General features: G+C 33.1%; 23 protein-coding genes. 6 read left to right on the top strand and 17 right to left on the bottom strand.

Features of this window, described 5'->3' with window-relative positions; all coding sequences use genetic code 11:
• Positions 1-59: 59 nt before the first annotated feature.
• From map to AB8U03_RS10180, 3 genes are all read left to right on the top strand, one after another.
• Positions 60-815 carry a type I methionyl aminopeptidase gene (gene map / locus AB8U03_RS10190; protein ID WP_369704440.1) on the top strand — a complete coding sequence of 252 codons (756 nt, stop codon included), beginning with the start codon at positions 60-62 and terminating at the stop codon, positions 813-815.
• Between the two features lie 249 nt (positions 816-1,064).
• Positions 1,065-1,616 (top strand): biotin transporter BioY, encoded by a 552-nt coding sequence (locus tag AB8U03_RS10185; protein ID WP_369704439.1) that lies wholly within the window; start codon positions 1,065-1,067, stop codon positions 1,614-1,616.
• Positions 1,610-2,014, top strand: coding sequence for a DUF1284 domain-containing protein (locus AB8U03_RS10180; RefSeq protein ID WP_369704438.1), 405 nt, complete (start codon positions 1,610-1,612; stop codon positions 2,012-2,014). Before AB8U03_RS10185 ends, AB8U03_RS10180 begins: the two co-directional genes overlap by 7 nt.
• 96 nt (positions 2,015-2,110) lie before the next feature.
• On the opposite strand, the gene AB8U03_RS10175 is transcribed toward AB8U03_RS10180, so the two are convergent.
• Positions 2,111-2,668 (bottom strand): DUF2284 domain-containing protein, encoded by a 558-nt coding sequence (locus tag AB8U03_RS10175; RefSeq protein ID WP_369704437.1) that lies wholly within the window; start codon positions 2,666-2,668, stop codon positions 2,111-2,113.
• 186 nt (positions 2,669-2,854) lie between these two features.
• On the opposite strand from AB8U03_RS10175, the gene AB8U03_RS10170 reads away from it, so the two are divergent.
• Positions 2,855-3,520 carry a B3/B4 domain-containing protein gene (locus AB8U03_RS10170; protein WP_369704436.1) on the top strand — a complete coding sequence of 222 codons (666 nt, stop codon included), beginning with the start codon at positions 2,855-2,857 and terminating at the stop codon, positions 3,518-3,520.
• Between the two features lie 50 nt (positions 3,521-3,570).
• On the opposite strand, the gene hsp18 is transcribed toward AB8U03_RS10170, so the two are convergent.
• Both hsp18 and dinB read right to left on the bottom strand, forming a co-directional pair.
• A complete protein-coding gene (gene hsp18 / locus AB8U03_RS10165) occupies positions 3,571-4,017 on the bottom strand; it encodes a heat shock protein Hsp18 (protein WP_369704435.1) in 447 nt (148 codons plus the stop codon).
• Positions 4,018-4,326: 309 nt separating this feature from the next.
• Positions 4,327-5,535, bottom strand: a complete 1,209-nt coding sequence (gene dinB, locus AB8U03_RS10160) for a DNA polymerase IV (RefSeq protein ID WP_369704434.1) — start codon at positions 5,533-5,535, stop codon at positions 4,327-4,329.
• 300 nt (positions 5,536-5,835) lie between these two features.
• Here dinB and AB8U03_RS10155 point away from each other — a divergent pair, with 300 nt between their 5' ends.
• On the top strand, positions 5,836-6,699 hold the full coding sequence (locus AB8U03_RS10155; protein ID WP_369704433.1) for a TerC/Alx family metal homeostasis membrane protein: 864 nt from the start codon (positions 5,836-5,838) through the stop codon (positions 6,697-6,699).
• A gap of 72 nt (positions 6,700-6,771) precedes the next feature.
• Here the strand turns inward: AB8U03_RS10155 and AB8U03_RS10150 are convergent, their stop codons facing one another.
• The 8 genes from AB8U03_RS10150 to AB8U03_RS10115 all read right to left on the bottom strand — a co-directional run bounded on the left by AB8U03_RS10150 (position 6,772) and on the right by AB8U03_RS10115 (position 12,680).
• Positions 6,772-7,191, bottom strand: a complete 420-nt coding sequence (locus tag AB8U03_RS10150; RefSeq protein ID WP_369704463.1) for a type I glutamate--ammonia ligase — start codon at positions 7,189-7,191, stop codon at positions 6,772-6,774.
• Between the two features lie 40 nt (positions 7,192-7,231).
• Complete coding sequence (locus AB8U03_RS10145; RefSeq protein ID WP_369704432.1) at positions 7,232-7,771, bottom strand: APC family permease; 540 nt, start codon at positions 7,769-7,771, stop codon at positions 7,232-7,234.
• A 95-nt stretch (positions 7,772-7,866) separates the two neighbouring features.
• Positions 7,867-8,841 (bottom strand): D-2-hydroxyacid dehydrogenase, encoded by a 975-nt coding sequence (locus AB8U03_RS10140; RefSeq protein ID WP_369704431.1) that lies wholly within the window; start codon positions 8,839-8,841, stop codon positions 7,867-7,869.
• Positions 8,842-9,009: 168 nt separating this feature from the next.
• On the bottom strand, positions 9,010-10,182 hold the full coding sequence (locus AB8U03_RS10135) for a methyl-accepting chemotaxis protein (protein ID WP_369704430.1): 1,173 nt from the start codon (positions 10,180-10,182) through the stop codon (positions 9,010-9,012).
• Between the two features lie 98 nt (positions 10,183-10,280).
• Positions 10,281-10,457 (bottom strand): hypothetical protein, encoded by a 177-nt coding sequence (locus AB8U03_RS10130; RefSeq protein ID WP_369704429.1) that lies wholly within the window; start codon positions 10,455-10,457, stop codon positions 10,281-10,283.
• Between the two features lie 215 nt (positions 10,458-10,672).
• The gene (locus AB8U03_RS10125; protein ID WP_369704428.1) at positions 10,673-11,161 is read right to left on the bottom strand and encodes a DUF6803 family protein; all 489 of its coding nucleotides are present in this window, start codon (positions 11,159-11,161) and stop codon (positions 10,673-10,675) included.
• Positions 11,162-11,297: 136 nt separating this feature from the next.
• Complete coding sequence (locus AB8U03_RS10120; protein WP_369704427.1) at positions 11,298-12,128, bottom strand: alpha/beta hydrolase; 831 nt, start codon at positions 12,126-12,128, stop codon at positions 11,298-11,300.
• A 24-nt stretch (positions 12,129-12,152) separates the two neighbouring features.
• Entirely contained in the window at positions 12,153-12,680 is a 528-nt protein-coding gene (locus AB8U03_RS10115) for a 2'-5' RNA ligase family protein (RefSeq protein ID WP_369704426.1), read from the bottom strand.
• 176 nt (positions 12,681-12,856) lie between these two features.
• Here AB8U03_RS10115 and AB8U03_RS10110 point away from each other — a divergent pair, with 176 nt between their 5' ends.
• Positions 12,857-13,249 (top strand): DUF1523 family protein, encoded by a 393-nt coding sequence (locus AB8U03_RS10110; RefSeq protein WP_369704425.1) that lies wholly within the window; start codon positions 12,857-12,859, stop codon positions 13,247-13,249.
• 119 nt (positions 13,250-13,368) lie between these two features.
• On the opposite strand, the gene AB8U03_RS10105 is transcribed toward AB8U03_RS10110, so the two are convergent.
• From AB8U03_RS10105 to AB8U03_RS10080, 6 genes are all read right to left on the bottom strand, one after another.
• Positions 13,369-15,591: a cell wall-binding repeat-containing protein gene (locus tag AB8U03_RS10105; RefSeq protein WP_369704424.1), complete on the bottom strand. Its 2,223-nt coding sequence runs from the start codon at positions 15,589-15,591 to the stop codon at positions 13,369-13,371.
• A 213-nt stretch (positions 15,592-15,804) separates the two neighbouring features.
• Positions 15,805-16,836, bottom strand: coding sequence for a 4-hydroxythreonine-4-phosphate dehydrogenase PdxA (gene pdxA / locus AB8U03_RS10100; protein WP_369704462.1), 1,032 nt, complete (start codon positions 16,834-16,836; stop codon positions 15,805-15,807).
• 33 nt (positions 16,837-16,869) lie between these two features.
• Positions 16,870-18,171: an MFS transporter gene (locus tag AB8U03_RS10095; protein ID WP_369704423.1), complete on the bottom strand. Its 1,302-nt coding sequence runs from the start codon at positions 18,169-18,171 to the stop codon at positions 16,870-16,872.
• A gap of 76 nt (positions 18,172-18,247) precedes the next feature.
• Positions 18,248-19,198: a phosphoglycerate dehydrogenase gene (locus AB8U03_RS10090; RefSeq protein ID WP_369704422.1), complete on the bottom strand. Its 951-nt coding sequence runs from the start codon at positions 19,196-19,198 to the stop codon at positions 18,248-18,250.
• Between the two features lie 79 nt (positions 19,199-19,277).
• Positions 19,278-20,603: a four-carbon acid sugar kinase family protein gene (locus AB8U03_RS10085; RefSeq protein ID WP_369704421.1), complete on the bottom strand. Its 1,326-nt coding sequence runs from the start codon at positions 20,601-20,603 to the stop codon at positions 19,278-19,280.
• A 17-nt stretch (positions 20,604-20,620) separates the two neighbouring features.
• The gene (locus AB8U03_RS10080; RefSeq protein WP_369704420.1) at positions 20,621-21,784 is read right to left on the bottom strand and encodes an iron-containing alcohol dehydrogenase; all 1,164 of its coding nucleotides are present in this window, start codon (positions 21,782-21,784) and stop codon (positions 20,621-20,623) included.
• Positions 21,785-21,810: the final 26 nt, after the last annotated feature.

The raw sequence follows: 21,810 nt of genomic DNA, 5'->3' as shown, positions 1-21,810 counted from the left end.
AAGAATATGTTAAAATAATAAGTGTTCATGTAATAATTTTTGAAATAGAGGCGAGAATTTTGATATATATAAAAACTAAAAAAGAAATAGGATATATGGCAGCAGCAGGTAAAATACTTGCATCCTGCCATAAAGAAATAGGAAAAATGATAAAACCTGGTATAACCACCATGGAAATAGACTCTTTTGTAGAAAAATATTTGAAAGAAAACCATGCCAAGCCGGAACAGAAAGGATACATGGGTTTTCCATATGCCACATGTGCCTCAGTAAATGATGAAGTTTGCCATGGCTTCCCAAATAAAAAGCCCTTAAAGGAAGGGGATATCGTAACCATTGATATGGTTGTAAACTTAAATGGCTGGCTGGCAGATTCTGCATGGTCCTATGCAGTGGGCAATATTTCAAAAGAAGCCCGGGATCTTATGAAAGTTACAAAGGAATGCCTTTATAAGGGTATTGAAAAAGCATTGGTGGGAAACCGAATAGGTGACATAGGTCATGAAATACAATCTTATGCAGAGCCCCTTGGTTATTCGGTGGTAAGAGATTATACAGGTCACGGTATAGGTAAGGTAATGCATGATGATGTAGCTGTTCCCCATTACGGAAAACCAGGAAGGGGTCTAAAGCTAAAAGATGGAATGGTAATTACCATAGAACCCATGATAGACATAGGCACTTATGAAGTTACTGTAGACCTTAATAACTGGACTGCACGTACTGCAGATGGGAGCTTATCTGCACAGTATGAACACACTATTGCTATAACAGATAATGGTCCTATTATTTTAACGGATCAGGATAATATATAAATATCTTGACATATGGCAACTACAAATAAGCACTGATTACCAGTGCTTATTTGTATATATCAAGTGATTTTTAGGTTCAGGATCTTAGAGGAACTCATACCGGGGTACAGCAGTACTTATCCCCACTTCAAAGAAAACGTGTAAACCTTCAATGTTTTATTGACAAAAACTTATACCATAAGTATAATATAATTGTTAACCTCAATTATATTATACGTTAACAATCAATTTCAGGGAGATGCTATTATTATGAATTTACATTTTTCAGTTAAGGAAATGAGCACTGCCGCTATTTTTACAGCTATAACAGCAATATTAGCTCAAATTTCCATACCGCTGCCCTTTACCCCTGTGCCAATTACTTTTCAAATATTTGCAGTATATATATCTGCTATAATTTTGGGCAGTCGTCTAGGGACATTATCTCAGATCATCTACTTACTTCTTGGAGCAATTGGAATACCCGTGTTTGCAAGTTTCACCGGTGGACTGCAAACCATAGTTGGACCAAGCGGAGGATTTTTAATAAGCTATCCAATAATATCATACATCATTGGGAAAATTTCAGAAAAGGATCTTAATCCTATAATGTCAATTTTAGGCCTTATAGTATCTTTAATAATTTGTTATTCTATAGGGACAATTCAATTCCACTTTGTAACAAATGTACCAATTCAAAAGTCAATATTACTCTGTGTAGCTCCATTTGTCCCTCTTGATACTGCAAAAATCATAGTTGCCTACTTAGCTGGACATAAGATCAAACAATCTCTTTTAAAGGCAAACTTGATAAAATGCTAACTTTAAGAGCTCATCATCTGCTATGTATTCAAGGATATTTGGGAAAAGGCTATAGTAAGGCTTTTGTAAAAAATATGGACAAAGTAGTGGACTCACTTAAAGACACCACTTTAATAAAAGTTATATCAAAAGTTGATGACATCTGTATAGCATGTCCTCATGCATTAGAAAATGATTGCTGTGAAAGCGAAGATAAAGTTTCTTTCTTTGACACCAGTGTATTAGAAACTTTGAAAATCAAAGTAAATAATATGTATCCATATGGAATCTTATTGGATATAATAAGGAAAAATTTAACTTTGAAAAGCTTCAAAGAAATCTGTGTTACCTGCACATGGTTTTCCTATGGTTATTGTGAAAGGGGATGCTTTTATGCTGGGCATTCCAGTCAAACATAGATAACATACAAGTTGATTTTTAGCATTTTGTTTACTTATCGTCAGGAGATATATCAAAATTACCTCCTGACATAAAATATATTCACATCTAGATGTTTAATCTTCATTAAAAAGTATAAGCCCTACATAACTAATGCTGTTTTCCCCATTATAATAAGACATTCCACAGCTTTCCTCCAGTTCCATCACATTAATGCCATAGGCTTCCAATGAAGAAAAAGTTTTGTCAGGATTTCTGCATTTTTCTCCATCAAGATAGGCACATCTTTTACATATCTTGCAGCAACCTACACTTAAAGGAAGAGTATCTTTAAACCCGTATTCGTTTTTAACTTTTTGGACAATTCTCCCAAATACTTCATTATGAGATTTTTCTGCCTCTTCTACAGCTTTTGTATCATATAAATCAGACAGCTCATGCACTGTCTGTATTAAGATTCCCTGTCTATACTGTCTTGCCTTATCTATCAATTCTTCAATAGGTCCCACCGCCGGAGGTCCCATCCAATTGGTATCATACATACCACACACATTTGATTCACAGGCATTTCTATACTCTGTAGAAAATTTAATTTTTGAAGTATCCACCATGGACACACTGTGAACATTTAATTTCAGTGCTTCTTTTACCAGATTGTCAAAATTAGCTTTCATAAATTTTTCACCCCTCTATTACATGTCTCTGATTTTACTTTATCATAATTTCTTCTGTCAGTAAAATTCGAACTCTGCATATGTGTTATAATAACTTCATAAAGTCAATTTATATTTATAGTAAAAGGAGGCGAGCTTTAGTGAAAGCTTTGTATTTCAGGTACAATCCTTCACTAAATATAATTTATGATAAACATAAAAATTCATGACTACCTAAAAAATATACTTTGCAATAAAATTGTCATAGGTTCTATAGAGGCAGCTGTTAAGGTGAAAGAATCAGATGATATGTTGACAGAAGAAATATCATTACTATCGGATAAAATAGCCTCGCAGTATAAATTACCGGATGTTTTAAAGATCGCTAATATACGTGCAGCAAGGGATGCATACAAAAAACTCGGAAAAGATCCCAGCAGATACAGGGTCTCATCTGAATCCTTGACACGGCGTATAGTAAAGGGAAATAAACTCTATAAAGTCAACAACATAGTGGATATAAACAATTTGATTTCCATCTACTCCTTTCATTCAGTATGTGCTTATGATTTAGACAAGATAGATTCAAAGATTTACTTTACCATAGGAAGTGAAGGTGAATGCTATAAGGGTATCGGCAAGGGTCAGGTGAATTTATCAAATATGCCTGTATTTGAGGATGGCAGGGGTAAGTTTGGAAGCACCACCTCTGACTCCATAAGAGCCATGGTGACAGAAGATACCAAAAGGCTTTTGATGAACATAGTCTCCTTCAACGGAGATAAAAATCTGGAAGAATATATGGACTATTGCAAGAAGCTCCTAATAAAATATGCAGAAGGTAAAATCATACATACCCAGATAATAAAATAAAACAGGGTACTGTCAAAATTTCCGACAGTACCCTGTTTTATCTATATTAACTATTTAATATCTATCTTTTTGGTATTATCATTGCCCTTTGCAGACTTTGGAAGATTTACTTTCAATACTCCATCCTTAAAAGAAGCATTAATGTTATTTTCATCTACATTATCAACATAAAAACTTCTTTTAAACTCTCCATAACTTCTCTCTTGTCTTACAAAGTTTTCATTTTTATCTTCCTTGGAATCTTCCCTCTTTGCGGATATAGTCAAATAATTATTGCTATAATCAATATTTATTGCGTCTTTATTTATTCCTGGAAGATCAGCCTCAACTACATAACTTTTTTCATTTTCCTTAAGATCAACTTTAAATCCTTTGCCAAATCCATTTATATTAATTGGTGCAAAGAAATCATCATTAAAAAATGAATTTACAAAGTTATCAAATACATCACCTCTTGTTAATGAATTATTCTTTTTAAATGGAACCATATCAAACATAATCTCTACCTCCTCATAAATCATTATGTTGTTATGATTACCTTCTGTAGAGGTAATCCTTATTACAGTTATTATAATACAACTAAGGTCAAAGAAAGTCAAAGTCTAAAATATATAGATTGTGCCATCATAAAGAAGTTATTTACAGCTATAATTACATAATTAAGCTTAAATAAAACATTTAATTATATATGCAAAATTTTCATGTTCTTTGTAATTTACTATAAAAATATCGATTTTTTGTTCTGAGCTAATTTTTAATTCAAATCTATAAAAATAACTAAAAAGGGTAGACAAAGGTTAATTTGCCTACCCTCTGTTCTTTTTATTTTTTATCAAAGCTGCACGACTAATTATTGACGGACCATATTTTTGGCGTATGACATCAATAACATCTTCTATTTTATTGTCCTTGTCTAAATGATCCTTTCCGCAATCCTTTTTTATCGTGTCAAACATGGATATTTGCCTTATCCTCCAGTTATCCACAAATCCGCTGATGCTTATTCCAAGCAGCCGTATTGGCAATTGTCCATCCCAGCTTTTCTCAAGCAGCTGGATTCCTGCTGAATAAATTTCTTTAGACAGACAAGTCGGCACAACGGTTGTCTGTCTGGTAATAGACTTGAAATTTGAATATTTAATACTGATTTGTACTGTATGACCCTTTTTCTTATATTTTCTCGCAGCCATTCCCACTTCATCAGAAAGCTGCATCAAAATAATTTTAGCATCTTCCATGTTAAATATATCATGAGGCACTGTAATAGACTTTCCAATGGATTTCACATCATTTTGCAGACGTGGTTTCAAGTTCGAATCATCAATACCATTGGCAAGATGATGAATTTTTTCTCCAACCTTTCCAAGTCTTTTTATAAGATATGTTCTGTTAAAAAGCGCCAGTTCTCCAATAGTACTAATCCCCATGCCCTGCAGTTTCTGTGAAGTCTGCTTCCCGATCCCATACATGGACTGGATGCTCATGGGCCATAATTTAAATTCGATATCCTTTCTCCAAAGCTCTGTAATTCCCAGTGGCTTTTTCATTTCAGAAGCCATTTTTGAAAGAAATTTATTTTCGGATATGCCTATGGAACATCCAAGTCCCAGTTTATTCTTAATATGGTAACTGATAAGTTCTGCTGATTCCATTGGCTTTCCAAATATTCTCTCACATCCTGTCATGTCAATCCATGCCTCATCAATACTATTTTGCTCGATAACAGGGCTATAGGAAGAAAGTATATCCATGACCTGACAGGATTTTTGTTTATAAAAATCCTTGTCAGGAGGAATAATAAGTAAATTAGGACAAAGCTTTAATGCTTCCCGTAAAATCATGGTGGTTTTGACCCCGAATTCTCGAGCTCTATAATTTGCAGTCAAAATAATTCCTCTTCGATTCTTAGGATCTCCTGCCACCGCAGCAGGTTTATCAACAATCTCGGGGTGTCTTATTGCCTCACAGCTTATAAAAAAAGCATTCATATCTACAAGAAAAATCACTTTCTGCATACTTACACCTTCCTTTTCCATTAGCTCTTTTATTCCCTCTATCTTAAAAACAACTCCTTTAATATTATATTATTAACTTGATAATATTAAAAATTTATATTATTATATAAATATAGGAATTGAATATTTATAGTTAAAAGGGAGTAATTAAAATTACAAAATCAACATTTCGATTTATTTTTTAAATCTGGTTTTGTAAACCCACGGGTAATAAGACTTTTAACATAATTCTATTTTAAATATGAATTATGTTGGAGGTCTTTATTTTTTTACTAATCACTAAATTTAGGAGGTAAATTTATGTCCACAAAAAAATCACTGCTGCACCTCTGTTTCTGGGCAGGAACAGCTTTACTTTTCAATATTGGGATCTACATTTTCATGGGACAAGAAAAAGCTCTATCTTTTCTGGGTGGGTACGTAATTGAACAAAGTCTAAGCCTGGATAATCTTTTCTTATTCCTGCTTATATTTGAGAGTTTTTCAATAAAACCGCAATATCAGAAAAGAGTGCTCACCTATGGAATTTTTGGAGCAATAGTATTGAGACTTATCTTTGTAATTTTAGGTGTGACCATTGTCAATAAATTTCATTGGATGCTCTATATATTTGGCCTTATTCTCATAATAAGCGGTATTAAAATGATTCTAAAGAATGACAACTCAAATGATTTCAGCAACAGCAAAATAATTAGACTTATCAATAAAATAATCCCAGTTTCCAGAGAATTGGCAGGAGAAAAGTTCTTTATTAAAAGGAATAAAGTTCTTTATGCAACTCCATTATTTGCCATACTGATATTGATAGAGTCCTCAGACATAATTTTTGCCATAGATTCAATTCCTGCTGTGTTTTCTATAACTACAGATCCCTTTATAGTATATACCTCCAATATATTTGCCATATTAGGGCTCAGGAATATGTATTTTCTCCTTGAAAAACTTCACAATAATTTTGCCTATGTTAAATATGGAGTTGCATGTATACTGATGTTTACAGGCGTTAAACTTTCAATTACCTTTTTCCATATAAATGTTTCAATAATAATATCTTTAGTAATTATATTTTCAATCATGATTATAAGCATTATGATTTCTTTTATCTTAAAGAAAAAAATAGAGCCCTGTGCTTGTTCTAAAACTATTAAAGAGACCATTAGGTAATTTGTATATATGCAAAGCCTTAAAAGTAGCAAATCCATCTATAATTTAATTTTTAGATGGATTTGTCATAATCTAGCTATACTCAAAATACCTATTGAATTCCCAATCTGTAACGGCTTCTTCATAAAGGCGTACTTCATTTCTACCTATTTGCAGAATTAATTTTACAAATTCCTCTCCGAAATATTTTTTTGCCGTCTTACTTTTATCAAGATAATTCAAAGCATGTTCTAAAGTTTTTGGCAATGGTCGCCCATTTCCCTGATATGCATCAGTAGATGCATCCTCACGTAAATCAAGTTCATTTTCCAATCCATACAATCCTCCTGCAAGACTTGCCCCAATTACCAAATAAGGATTTGCATCTGCCGATCCCATCCTCTGTTCTAATCTGCTGCCATTTCCATTATTAAGAAATGCTCTTACAGCTGTTGTGCGATTATCATACCCCCAGGATTCATTAATAGGTGCAAATGAATTTCTACTAAAAATGCCCTATGAATTTTTCTATTATAAATATCTAAAAAATATGCTATACAACTTTTGAGGATTTTATATCCATTTTAAATTGTTCATTGATTCCATTCACATCGGATTGTATATTAGCAATTAAATTCGGATTTTTGGATTTTTGCACAGTAAACCAAATAGCACCTATTGCCAACCAACCCAAAAATATAAATGGGAAAAGATTGTAAGGATAGCTAGGGACAGGATATATACTTCCTATAATAGGAATTAAAAGTATGCCGAATGTTACTAAGGAAACTATTATGTCTTTAATTTTTAATTGTTTTTCTTTATGCAAATATATTGGTGTAGCTATTGTGACAAGTACATAATTAAAAAGGAAACCAAAAGTTGCAACTGTTCCAAGCCAGCCATAGACGTCAGATATTTTATTATTAAAAGCTATTAAAATTATTGGAATTAATGAAAAAATTAATGAGATCACCGAAATAGATACAGCTGGAGTTTTATTGCCATGATGAACATTTGCCACGGAGGAATTTACTATTCTATGCCTTCCTATAGAGAATAGCACTCTGGCCCCTGCATTAGCGCAAGCCAAAAAACTAGCCCCAAAAAAGAGAAAGGTACATAGATTGATTTACGCAAATCCATGTACCTTTCTTTTTAATACATTTATTTCTATATTGAACTACTCTATTTATTCACTACATTTACGGATATTCCCTCCAAAAAATTTTTTAGGTTGTCCGCTGCAATATTCATGAGCCTTTGCCTTGTTTCCCTGGCTGCCCAGGATATATGAGGAGTAATTATACAGTTCTTTGCCCTTAAGAGCGGATTATCTTTATCTATGGGTTCTTCAGATGTGACATCCAAGGCTGCTCCTCTAATTTTTCCGCTGTTCAAGGCATCAGCTAAGTCCTGATCCACAATCAGAGGTCCCCGTGCATTATTTATTATTATAACCCCATCTTTCATTTTGCTTATGGAGGACCTGTTAATCATTCCCCTATTATCATCGGACAGAGGGCAGTGCAAAAAAATTACATCCGATTTTTCAAATATATCTTCCAATTTGACATATTTCATATTTTCACTTTCCAATTCTTTATTTTCATGCCTGTTATAGGCTATTACCTTCATTCCCATGGACTGTACTATTTTAGCAGTTGCCTGGCCTATTCTTCCATATCCTATAATTCCAGCTATTTTATTATCCAGCTCCATCAATGGCTGCTTCCAAAAGCACCACTCTCCAATTCTGTTCCACTCTCCATTTTTTACAGCTTCATTGTGAATCCACACATGATTGGTCAATTCCAGCAATAATGCCGCAGCCATTTGGGCCACAGATTGCGTGCCATAATTGGGAATATTGGTCACTGTAATACCAAGTTTTCTAGCTGCATCCACATCTACCACATTATATCCCGTAGCTAACACTCCTAAGAATTTCAGTTTAGGACAATTTTTAAATACATTTTCAGACAATGGAGTCTTATTGGTAAATACAATTTCTGCCTCCCCTATCCTTTCGATTATCAGATCATCATTGCTATTATCATATACAGTCCTGTCATAAACAGTTAAATCTCCAAACCTTTCCAATGGTTTCCAGGTTAAATCTCCTGGATTTAATATATATCCATCCAATACAACAATTTTCACACATACCACTCCTACCTCAATAATATAATAATTATTAACTGTTTAATTTCTCTATTATATTTTTACGTTTTTTTTATTATACCATATACCTTTATGTACAAAAATACCCTATAGAGTAGACTTTTTTAGAATCTGTTCTATAGAGTATTCACTGCTCTTTTATATTATCTATATTTTAAACTTATCAGTATATTGCTTTAACTTCAATGACATGTCATTTAATTTTGAAGCTATATTGGCCAATTGTTCCGTAGATGAACTCTGATCTTCTGCTACTGTAGAAATTTGAGTAAAGGATTCATTGATATCATTGCTTGCTTCCGCCGCATTGTCTACGGTTTCTATAACTCTATCCTTACTTTTGTTTATACCTTCAATAAAATCTGTGGTTTTTTGTATATGTGGAATCATAGACTGAATATTTTGTATTATATCATTAAAACAGTCTTCTGTATTTTTAGCAGTGGATATACCTTCCCCTATAATTTTTTCTGAGTCCGAGGTGAATTTAACTGTTTCATTGGATTCTTTTAATATATCTTTTATTAATTTTTCAATTTGATCAGAGGCTTTTCCGGACTGCTCTGAAAGAGAACGTATTTCATCTGCCACTACCGCAAATCCTTTACCTGCATCTCCCACCCTGGCTGCTTCTATTGCAGCATTTAGAGCAAGTAAGTTTGTCTGTTCCGATATAGAATTTATAACCTGTACTATTGTGGATATTTCAGAAGATTTATCATGTAATTTCCCAATTTTAATATTTATATTTTTAGATGAGCTGCCAATGTTGTTAATACTCTCATTTAAAGATACTAAATATTGCTTGCCGCTTATAGTTAATTCACTGGTTATTTTTGAAGAATTTCTTAAATTATCAATTACCTCATTTATAAGAGCAATTTTTTCAGATAAATTATCAAGACTTTCTTTTGCATAACCCACTTCTTCATTTTGAACCCGGGCATTTTTCTTAGAGGACTGTATACTGCCTGTAATTTCTTCTGCTGTGGCACTGACTTCTTCCGAAAAAGCTGCAAGTTCATCACATGAATTTATAATATTATTAGAAGAATATTTAATATCAGCTATTATACTTTTCAAATTATCCATCATTTTTTCATAGTTTCGTGAGAGTTTTCCTATCTCATCATCATTTTCTAGTATTTTAACTTCTTTTGTCAGATCTCCCTTTGATATTTCCTCGGAAATCTTTGCAAGCTCTGTTAAAGGGCTGATAATTTTAGCTATGACTTTATTAATTATGGCAACGACAATGGCAATTAAAATCAATGTGATTATTATGGAAAGTACCAGTGCCTTTTCAAACTTACTGTTCATCTCTTTAGTAGACATTGATACCAATACAGTTCCTTTTTTAGAATTACTTTGTTTATAAGGTACTGAGATTATGTAACTATCCCTATTTAGTTTCGTAATTATTTTCCTAAAAAGATATTTTTTGCAATTTTTAAACCATCATTTTCGGTCTGTGCAAGTATCACTTTTTTAAAACTAAATATTGTATAAACTTCTGAAATTATTATAGTGCTAATAATTAATATGACAAACATTATACAGAGCTTTATTTTTATGGATTTTTTACTTATATCCAAATTTAAAACCCCCTCTTTTATGATTTGCTATATAATCAGTAATTTTAATTTTTTTACACCATTATTATATTTCGTGCAATTTTATATTCACTACAGTCAATTTCAGCTATAACCTTTAATTATCAAATGATTCTTAGACTCAGGTGAAATTTGTTTATAAAAAAAAGGATCTACTCTGGCTAAGTAAACCCTTTAAATCTTTTCATTAATCCATATTACATTTTGTGCATTCCCGGCATGTTACTTATAATCTGGGGATTTACCATACCAAAAATCATCGCAACATGTGCAACTATTAAAAATCCGCCTACAAGAATAAAGTGAACTTTCAATTTTTCCTCATTGCTTTTATTTCTGAATATTATACCTAGTTCCATCAATGCTATTGGTAATAAAAATACTACACCACTTAAATAAAAACCCACTGCAACTACATCCACCCATGTATGCCATCCACCACCGCTTGTAAGGGGTATTACAACATTTACAAAAAGGTAAATGAATATTCCTGTAAAATAAAACCCATCAAAAATCCCCACAATTTTATTTAAAGTTCTTATAGCCCCTCGTTCAATTCTATTGTAAATTATAAAAAATTCTGTAATAGTGAGAGCTTCAGCACATATTACCGGTACAGCCATAAAAATAATTAAATTCCATGGCTGATTATTCATCAGCAAAGACATATAGTGTGTCATATTCATAATTTATAACCTCCAAAAAATTTTATATTAGTACAGAAGTATTTTATCAAAAAGGTGTGTAGATCTTATGAAGATATCTTGATTTTCAGCTATATAAAAAAAACCTGCCTTAAAATCCCGGCAGACCTTTCTTTTACTATATTCTCTCTTTAATCCAATTATGAATATCCTCTATAATACTGTCCTTTTCATCCTTCTCATTTAAAATTTCATGATAACACTTTGGATATATTTTTAAAGATTTATCCTTGGAAGATATATTTTTGTATAGCCACTTTGAAGCTTCATTTATTACTATTTGATCATTGCCTCCATGGAGTATAAGACAAGGATACTTATACTCTTTCACATTATTCTCAATCCAAATTGGCCCTTTTACAAAAGCTTCACCTAATAATTTAATGTTGCTTTCCTTTAACACAAGCGGATCTTCATCATAAGCCTTAACAACTTCTGGATCTCTGCTTATGAGATTGGAAAGAGCATTTGGCACTTTTTCAAAAGGATGTTTATCAAAAAAATCCCCTTTATTTTTAACAGCTTCAAAAGAAGGCAAATCTATTACTGCCGCACCTGAAAGTATCTGTCCATTTAATTTATTCTGATACTTCATTCCATAACCGGCAGTTATAAATCCTCCCATACTATGACCAAACATAAATATCGGAATACCTTTGTTTTCAATTTTGGCCATATTTACAAACAAGTCTGCATCATCAAAAAAATGCTGGAAATCATCTACATAACCTCTCTCTCCACCTGATCTTCCATGACCTCTATTATCAAATCTATATACGTTATAACCAAAATCATTTAATTTCTCAGTAAAATAATTATAGCGTCCCAAGTGTTCGCATAATCCATGAACAACTACCAATACAGCTTTTGGCTTTTCTACTAAGCTCTTTTTATAAAATAATTCAATACCATCAAAAGCTTTAATTTTTCCTTCAACACAATTAGCCATACAAATGCCTCCAATAAAGTTTTTTTAAATAAGTTTATATTTTTTTAACAACACCCATGTATTATTCTTCCAATGATAAAGAGATATATTATCAAAGTATTCATTAAAATCGAAGGGATATTTACATACATAATTCCATATATCCATAAAATTATCCTTTATTTTTTTTGAAACTACTGTACAATGAAATATTTTATTTTTCCCTTCATTTCTTTTGAAACTCATCCATGGTATTTTGTGTAATTGAGATATAAGGTCATCGTGAACTTTTTTTGCCTCGGATGACATCTTTACAGCCATATAAATTACATCTTCTCTGAATTTCCCATATTCGTCCAATTTTATAGGTGTTTGACTATTATTTTCAGAAAACCTTTCAAGTACATCTTTTACATCTTGAATTCTATCAGTTTCAAAAGGTGCCTTTATTGTAAAATGTGCAGGCAGCTTGGTTCGCCTTTTATTAAATTTATAGCATACACTACTGGTTAGTTTTTCATGGAATTTTAATGCAGAACCTCCTATAGCGCATACAATAACATATCGCTCCATTTTTATTCCCCCTACTTTATTATTTATTATATCAATTACCCGTAACTTATTAATATCAAAAATGACATTTGGACATAAAAAGTCGTCTAGGAATTATTACAGCCGATCTGACATAATATACAGAAAAAAATAATATTAATAAAAGATACTATATTTGTTAATATTAAGGAGATCTCATGAGGAAAAATAATTTTCATAGACTTAAATCCAATAAATCTTTAAGATCTTTAAAATTTAAGATTGGTGCAATGATAATCGGAATCATTATACTATCAGGTATATTTATATCCTTCCCACATTTTTTCAGAAATACTTATACAGTGACAATTGCCAGTAAACAAATAAAAAAACAAAATAACAGTACTGAATATTTAATTTATACCCAAATAGGAAATGGTGACACGAGAGTATTTAAAAATACAAACAGTTTATTGGAATTTAAATTTAACTCCGAGGATGTGTATGGAGGGTTTAGAATTAACAGAAAATATGAGATCAAAACCTATGGCTTCAGGATACCACTATTATCTTCTTATGAAAACATCATAAAGGTCAAGGCAATAGAATAAAATATGTTCCCTTCCTCCAAGGTGCTGCAAATTTTTTCCTGTCTGCCTTTATCAGCAAATGTATAAGTTAGTTTTCCCGAGGGAAAAAATAGTGACAGTACATACCACTGTCACTATTTTTAAAATTTAATATAATCAACCCATTGATTCCTAATATTCATAAAATACTCATCGCTGGTTATGGAATAAATTGCGTCAAGCAAATCTATATGAACTTTATGGTAATCCAAAGCGGGATTGGCATCTCTGGATGTCATAAGGTGACTTAAATCATAGCTTGTAAATCCACCTATATCATAGTAGGGAAGTACTATTTTAAGCGATTTAATTCCTTCATTAAAATAATAATCAACCTGACTGCCATTAATAGCAGAAGGTACTTGTTTTGCAAGCTGTGACCAATCATATATGCCCAGTAATGTAAACATATATCCATTAAGGGTATATGTAGGTATTGTATTTACATACTCCTGAAAAAATATATCACTCTTAAATCTAGGTTCGAGACTTCCAAGAGTATCCATAACGCCGCCCTGACTTATTGGTGTTATTAAGTAATCAAATGCCTTATTACCTGCAGTTATGTATTTTTTATTTCCTGTCATTTCATAAGCGCGTGCAAAAACATTCAAAGCTTGACCTTGAGCCATGCTTGAAGTCCAATTGCTTCCAAGGGACTCATATGAATAATAAGGAAACTTATACCTGAAACTGCCGTCGCTGTCCATATGACTTACAAGAAAATCAGCACATTTTACAAACTGATTCATCACTGAAGTATCCCCCTGCAAATATTTCGCATGCAGATATAGCGCATACTGACATATGGTTACAAAATTATACTGAGTTCCAAACTCCCGGTATGTTACCATTGGAATTCCATTTTCATCAAAGGTCAATATATCCGGTTTGTTTGTAGTAAAACGATCATTTGTAGAGAAATTTAAATACTCACCCATAGCTGTATAACCAATTGGATTGTCAAAATTAAAATCAAGTTTGCTGTATTCTTCAAGGGCATTTTGAACTATTGCCTTGGAGCTTTCTTTATAAACATATTTGCTTATTATAGGATTTTTTGATAATGCAACATTTTTATATACAGTTGCATTGACTTTTATGTCTTCAGGTACTTGCAACTGAAGCAGATAATTGTAGATATTCAAGGCTGCATCATAATTTCCCTGATTATGGGCCTTTACTGCAGTATTCAGTAAATGAGATGCACCATTATCAAAAGCTGATTTTAAACTGTAGTCATTAGGGTATAATGAAAGACCTAAAACTATATTTTTAAAGGCAGTCAGCTCATCAGAAGAGACTTGTCCATTATATGAATTTATAAAATCAGCTGGAGTAATGTCATCAGAATCCACAAAAAGCCTATTTATCAGATAATCTGGTACTACACTTTCGCCACCTGCTATTACACGTTCTTTCAATGTGTTCCTGTTGCTTCTAATCATCCTCACCTGATTTTGAGACATGTTGTCATCTACTAAAACCACAGGTGAGCTGTCTCTTGCAGCCAGAGGAGAAATAGATAATGCATCTGGATAATTTATCCCTGCTGCTATGTATATCTTTTGTATATTTGAAATATTATAAAGCTTGCTTATCACATCTGCATTGGTTTCATATCTGTCCTGACCACTGAGCCTTTCATAATCACCAAAATAAGAAGCTGTATTGTCCGGTATAACACCTTGTCCACCAATTATATAGACCTTTGAAGGTTTTACAGTATCTACATAATCTTTAACTACCTCCGGCACACCACTGCTGGGAGTTAATACCAAAGGCGCAGCTTTACTTGAAGCATATGGAGAAATAGACAGAGCATCTGCAAATCCTTCAGATGAAACAACAAATAGCTCATTGCCCCCAATTTGTTTTGCAATTTCAATAGATGTTTCAATTCTGGTACTTCCACCTAATCTCTGAACATCTATGTTTTTTTGAGTCAATTCATTTTCCACTTCGCTGGAAATAACACCAGTCCCTCCAATTAGAAATACCTTCTTAACACCAAGATTTGTAAGCTTATTTTGTACATCAGTGCTTAAAGTATTTCCTGCAGTCATGAGCAGCGGCGCATTGTATTTAACACTTAGAGGTGCCGAGCAAACTGCATCCGGAAAATTCTCACCTGAAACTATAATGGCATAATCAGAATGGTCAGTCCAGCCATAGTCAGCTACTTTCATATTGGTTGAATACCTGTCCACACCAAATAATCTGGTCATAGTTGCCGGTTGAGATTCAGCTTTGATTGCTGTTGGTTTAAGAAATATTATTATTACAACAATTAATAAAATAGTGATATTTTTTTTAGATAGCATAACTCCTCCTATTTGATTGTTTTTCTACTAAAAATAAAGTCAAAGTTCCTCTAATTTTAGGAACTGCCTTATAATTTAAATACAGTAAATAAATATATTAATTGAAATATTACATATTAATATTACTATATCAGTAAAAAAACGACAATGGGAAAACCAGTAAAGTTCCCCTGAGACCATTAGATCTTGCCATGGTCTCAGGGGAACTTTATGTTAAATGTTAGAGTTAGCGAATTTAACTCCATATTCTATAGAATTAATGAGGCTTTCTTCATTAGCCGTACCTTTTCCTGCCTTGCCAAAAGCTGTTCCATGATCTACTGAAACTCTTATTATAGGCAGCCCAAGAGTTATATTAACTCCACTTACCGAAGTCCATTTTTTCTTTTGTTCATCCCAGTTAAATCCAACAACCTTCATTGGAATATGACCTTGATCATGATACATTGCAACCACTATGTCATACTGACCACCTTTTGCTTTTGAAAACACTGTATCAGGAGGTACTGGTCCTTCAACATTTATTCCAAGCTTTCTTGCCTCTTCTATGGCAGGTTCTATTTCCTGTTTCTCTTCAAATCCAAACATTCCATTTTCCCCTGCATGTGGATTCAGACCTGCTACCCCCACCTTTGGATTAATTATTCCAAGTTTTTTACACGTATCATTTGCAAGTTTTATTACCTCAAATACTCTGTCTTTTTTTACACGATCACAAGCTTCTCTTAAAGATACATGAGTAGACACATGAACAACCCTTAAGTTATCACATGCAAGCATCATAGTATAATTTTTTGTATTTGTATAGTGTGCATATATTTCAGTATGACCTGAATAATGAAATCCCGCAAGATTCATTGCTTCCTTATTAATAGGTCCAGTTATGGTAGCATCTATTTTTTTATCCATGGCAAGTTCAATTACCTTTTTCACCGATTCAAAACCGGCTTTGCCTGCCATAGCAGATACCTTACCATGAACAAGATGCTCCATATCCGTATTTTTAAGATCATATACATCCATAACACCATATTTAAACTTTGCGTCATTTACGTCATAGATCTTATTTATTTTCAGATCCACATTGGCAATTTCTACTGCCTGTATCATAACATTGGCATCACCTACAACAAGGGGTCTGCATATTTCGTATATTTTCTCCTTTACCAAAGCTTTTGCAGCAATCTCCGGACCTATGCCCGCAGGATCACCCATTGTAATACCAAGTATCGGTTTTTTATCAATCATTTTTTTCATCCTTTCATTGTTTAAATTCATCTATATGATCATCTTTTCCTTTGGTTCGATACGTTCAACTTTTCCTAGTAAGAATATATAGTTAAAAATTGCAATTATAATTAAAAAAGCAGAGAATAATAGTGCGGGAACAAATGAACCAGTACTTCCTACTATAAATCCCGTAATTATAGGTCCTACAACTCCTCCCATATTTGAAACAGTGTTTTGCATTCCTGCTACTACTGAAGTCATATTCTTAGGTGCTACTTCTCCCGGAAGAGCCCAAACCTGGGAAGCTGCCATAGTATTACCAGACTTAGCAATACAAAGTAGTACAACTGCCAAAACTGCTGATTTAGTAAAAGCTGCCATTCCTATACAGGATGCCATAATCAATCCACAAATTAAGAATAATTTTCTAGTCGCAGTGAGGGATAATAATTTTTTAGAATAAACTTTATCAGATAAATATCCAGATAATACCTCTACTACCATAGCACACAATAATGGCAATGATGCTACAAAACCCATCTGAATTAAATTCATGCCTCTTTCTTTAACTAAATATGTAGGCAACCAGGTAATAAAAAAATATGAATTATAATTAATCATAAAAAATCCTATACACATTGCCCAGATATTTCGATACTTAAGCAATTGATACCACTTTATAGGCTGCTCTGTATCAGTAATTTCATTTTTCTTTCCTTTATTAATATACTCTAACTCTAATTTATTTACACCTTTATGTTCTTCTGGTGTCTCTCTAAAATATAAAAGCCATATTATTGTCCAAATTATACCTAATACGCCTATAAATGTAAATGTTAACTTCCAATCGAACTTATAAATAAGCCAGGCAATTAGGGGCATAGCAACGGCTCCTCCAAATTTAGAACCACTATCAAAAAGTCCCGAAACAGTAGCTCTTTCTTTATCTGGAAACCATTTTGAAGTAATACCTGCATTACTAGGATAAGCACCTGCTTCTCCAGCTCCCAATCCTATACGAAAACCCAACAGTGACTTAAATCCAACTGCCAATCCTGTTATGGAAGTCATCAATGACCACCAACCCACTGCAAAACCCAAAGTCTTTTTTTGTCCAAACCTATCCGCAACCCATCCTGCTGGGATCTGTAATAATGCATATGACCAGAAAAAGCCAGACATTAGAATTCCCATTTCACCAGATGATAAACTAAATTCTTTTGAAATATGTGGAGCAGCAGCCGAAAGTACAGTACGATCAATATAATTAATTGCAATTGCAGCCCACATCAGCATACCAACAACCCAACGCACATTTGTCATTTTATCATTTTTCAAATTAACTTTCAAAACTTATTCCCCCTTTAAACAAATTAGCCTAAATATTGTGACATATTCCCTATCATCCATTGATTTATAGTGTCATCTAAAGTTTATTGACCACAAAATTAGGTTTTTCTTTATTGACTAACACGTTTACAATATTTTCTACACAAGTCATTCCAAGTGCATTGACCGCTCCTGCAGTATATCCCGCTATGTGAGGTGATGCAATAAAATTGTCCAATTGAAACAATGGACTCGTTTTCATAGGTTCTTCTGAAAAAACATCAAGAGCAGCTCCTGAAATAATTTTCTCTTTTAATGATCTATATAAATCTTCTTCTACTACAATTTCACCACGTGAAGCATTGATTAAATAAGAAGTATTCTTCATAAATTTCATTTTTTCATAATCAATTAGGTTCCTGGTGCTTTCCATCAACGGAATATGAATTGTAACAAAATCACTTTGTTTTAGCACTTCTTCAAGTGATACAAATTGAATTCCGTTTTCAGATGCGAACTTTTTATCTGGATAGGGATCATAAGCCAATATTTTCATGTTAAATCCCCTTGCTCTCAACGCTACTTGTTTTCCAATACTCCCAAGTCCTATAATTCCCAAAGCTTTCCCATATACATCAGATCCAAAAATTCTAGGCCATTCACCTTTTTTTGTAAGTTCATTGGCTTGAGGTATCTGTCTTGCAATAGAAAGCACAAGTCCAAAAGCAAAATCTGCAACTGCATGTCTATTAGCATTTGGAACATTTGTTACATATACATTCCTTTTTTTAGCTGCTGCTAAATCGATGTTGTCCACGCCCACACCATGTTTACATACGATTTTCAATTTTGGTGCATTATCTAAAACCTTTGAGTTGATCTGGGTAAAAGCTACTATCAAAGCATCTACATCCTGTATCTTGCTTATAAACTTGTCCTCTTCAATGTCAGCAGGTAAATATTCTACCTGGATTCCATATTTGTTCAAATATTCAATAGGTTCTTTCGAGTACTTTGCAAAAGAAGGTGAAGTAGATATAACCTTCATTTTTAACACATCCTTTTTTAAATTTTTCCATCAAGTCGGCATAACCGGTAATATTTAAGCTATACCAACTTGAATGTTTTTATTGTTGCCCTCTAATAACGCATCCTCTGTTCACATCTTTCAATATATTTCCCTGTAATATAGAAATGGATTTAACCATAGCTGATTCCGATCCGAAACTTCCTGCCTTTGTTACAGCCAAAATCTCACCCTCATTTTTTAGCTTTCCAAATGGTATTCCGGGTTCCACCTCTCCAAGCAAGTTGAATTCACTGACATCTAACCTTTTAAATACCTGATAGGCTATATCCCCTCCAGTAACAAACAAGCTCTTTATTTTGAATTTGTCAATCACATATGCCGATACTTCTCCTAGAAATTTTGAAATCATATTACTTATTTCAATTAAACTGTATCCCCGTTTTATTCCTATTTTTTGAGTTTCTTTTACTTCAGCAGAGGAAAATATAGCAATGTTTTTATTTAAATTCACAGCATCAGACACTTTTTCCATTATTCCATCAAGCTCATATTTTCTACTCTTATCACTTAAAATAACCTCGGTTGATTTAATCTCTATTCCCATAGTATTTGTAGATAACAACAGTTCATTCAACTGCTTTCTGCTGGATTTGCTAACACTTCCAATTACAAATAAAATCCTATGGTGGTTTTCAGGCAGCACCTCAGCTCTATCCATTTTTTCTTTAAATCCATAAGTTGGCGGTAAAAACTCCATAAGCCCTGCGGAGCCGCACCATATAACAGAAAATTTAGTCATTTTTATAAAAGCAGTTATCTTCTTCAAATCACTTTCATCAACTGTATCTACTGTAATATAAAATATATTGTTGCTTTTAAAATTAATTAAACATTCAAGAACATGTTCATAACCTTTATCTAAATCCCTATGAGAAATATGCCCTACACTTCTATTTGACTGATTTCTAATCATCTCTGAAACAACAGAATCTTTTACAGGCGTCTTTGGGTCTCTCGCCACTTCTGTCTCAGTTAATTTTTTATGATTCAAATAATAAACTCCATTTATTACTTGCCTTCCATTTTTAGGGTAAGCTGGTGCGATGATAACAAAATCCTTTTGGAACACATCCTGCATAGCGTTAATTTCTTGTCCAATATTTCCTCTCATTGTAGAATCTATTTTTTTATACACCATATCAAAATACTTATCTTTCAAACATTCAGAAATATCTCTTACCCTGGCATAGGCTTCTTCTCCAGATATATCACGGCTATTTGTATTGCATATAATTGCATCATTTCTTTTTAGAGATAATTTATTCCAATTTAAAATCACAGAAACATTCAACCCATACTGAACTAACTGTCCTCCACAATCACTGGCACCCGTTAAATCATCTGAAATAACTGCTATTTTCATATATCTTCTCCATCTATTTATTTCAATAACTTATTATAGATGTTCTCTATATCTTGTATTCCTAATTTTTTAGGATTATTGCCCAGAAGTCGGGTGACCTTAGAGGCAGCTACAGCTAATCCATGAATATCTTCTTTCTTAACTCCATATTCTTTCAAGTTTTGTGGAATTTCAAGTATTTTAGTCCATTCTCTAAGACGTTCTATTACTTTTTCTGCAACTTTATTTGCCGGAAGATTTCGATCAATTCCCATAGGCTCTGCCACATCATAGAGCCTGTCAATAATGCAATCCATATTAAATTCCATCACATGAGGTAAAAGCATTGAATTGGCTACACCGTGGGCTATTTTAAAACTTCCTCCAAGGGGGTATGCCAATGCGTGAACTGCAGCTGTTCCCGCAGCTGTCAATGCCATACCTCCATAAAGTGATCCTAAAATCATATTTTCTCTTGCCTTTATGGATTTTCCATTTTCATAAGCTTCAACTATACTGGATGAAATTAACTTCATGGATCTCATTGCAAACATATCGCTTATTGGATTAGCTTTATTTGAAATATAAGACTCAAGTGAATGGATAAAAGCATCCATACCAGTAGAAGCTGTGATGGCCTTAGGCAGACCAACGGTCAGATTAGGATCCACCAGCACAAGTTTAGGAAGTAGATATCTGCTTACCATTCCTATCTTTAACTGCTCCTCGGGAAGAGTAACAATAGCATTTGGAGTCACTTCAGAGCCTGTCCCTGCAGTTGTTGGAATCAATATAGTAGGAGTTCCCGGATATTTAACCAGATCCGTACCCAGAATTTCCTTTATGGTATTATCGTTTTTTTCCAACACAGCCAGAATTTTAGTAGTATCTAAAACACTTCCTCCACCAATTCCAATTAACACATCATAATGTGCCTTCTTAATTTTACTGGATATATCTTCTATACTCTGGGCAGTAGGTTCTGGAATAGTATCTATATTAACATCAACTTTAATTCCCTTTTCATTTAACTGCCTGGTTATAATATCCACAAACCCTAAATCCTGCATGGGCTTTTGAGTAATAACCAGAACTGACTTCACTTCATCTCCTATAAGACCTATATTGTCTTTTAAAGTTTCAATAGAATTTTGCCCTGCAATAATATTATCTGCTGTTTGAAATTTATAGATTTTCTGCATATAATAGTCCCTCTCTTTCAATTTGT

Source organism: Clostridium moutaii (assembly GCF_041205085.1).
GTDB classification, from domain to species: Bacteria; Bacillota; Clostridia; order Clostridiales; family Clostridiaceae; genus Clostridium_B; species Clostridium_B moutaii.
Note: the sequence above shows the minus strand (reverse complement) of the source record. Positions and strands in the feature narration are given on the sequence as shown.